Source organism: Streptomyces malaysiense, from assembly GCF_000980885.2.
GTDB lineage: Bacteria > Actinomycetota > Actinomycetes > Streptomycetales > Streptomycetaceae > Streptomyces > Streptomyces malaysiense.
This window is the reverse complement of the sequence record NZ_LBDA02000193.1, coordinates 1-938: the sequence shown is the minus strand read 5'-3', so window position 1 is coordinate 938 and position 938 is coordinate 1. Positions and strand designations below refer to the sequence as shown.

1 protein-coding gene is annotated in these 938 nt (G+C 73.0%); it reads left to right on the top strand.

Annotated features, from left to right (window positions below; all coding sequences use genetic code 11):
* The coding region (locus tag VT52_RS34870; protein ID WP_167377784.1) for an AMP-binding protein at window positions 1–938 on the top strand (938 nt) is incomplete at both ends.

The following is a 938-nucleotide window of genomic DNA, read 5'->3' as shown; positions in this document are numbered from 1 at the left end:
TCCCTGCCGGAGCTGTTCGGTCGGTGGGTGGTGCGGACGCCGGACGCGGTGGCGTTGGAGTGTGGTGAGGTCCGTCTGTCGTTCGCGGAGCTGGACGCGCGTGCGGGGCGGCTGGCGGGGTGGCTGGCGGGTCGGGGTGTGGGGCCCGAGGACGTGGTGGGTCTGCGGCTGGGCCGGTCGGTGGAGTTGGTGGTCGCGGTGCTGGCGGTGTCGCGTCTGGGTGCGGCGTGGTTGCCGATCGATCCGGCTCTGCCGGAGCGGCGGGTGCGTCACATGGTGGATCGGGCGGCGCCGTGTCTGGTGGTGGATGCCGCGCTGGTGGCCGAGGCGGAGGCGGAGGTCGAGGCCGGTGTGGCTGGTGTGCGGCCGGTGGTGGGGGTGGTGCCTGAGCCGGGTGGGCTGGCGTATGTGATTTTCACGTCGGGTTCGACGGGGGTGCCGAAGGGTGTCGGGGTCACGCATGGGGGTGTGGGTGCGCTGGCCGGGTCGATGGTGGAGCGGTTCGGGCTGACGTCTGGCAGTCGGGTGCTGCAGTTGGCGTCGCCGAGTTTTGACGCGTCGGTGATGGAGTTGCTGATGGCGTGGGGTGCGGGGGCCGCGTTGGTGGTGGCTCCCGTGGGTGTGCTGGTGGGTGAGGAGCTGGCGGGGGTGTTGACGGCGGGGCGGGTGACGCATGCGTTGGTGCCGCCGGCGGTGCTGGCGACGGTGCCGGAGTTGCCTGAGGGTGTGTTGTCGGTGCCGGTGGTGGGTGCTGAGGCGTGTCCGCCGGAGTTGGTGGCGCGTTGGGCGCCGGGGCGGCGGATGGTGAACGCGTACGGTCCGACGGAGGTGACGGTCGCGGCCACGCTGAGCGAGCCGCTCGCGGTGACGGGTCAGGCCCCGCCGATCGGCCGCCCCGTGACGGGCGGTGCGGTGCACGTCCTGGACGCGCGACTGCG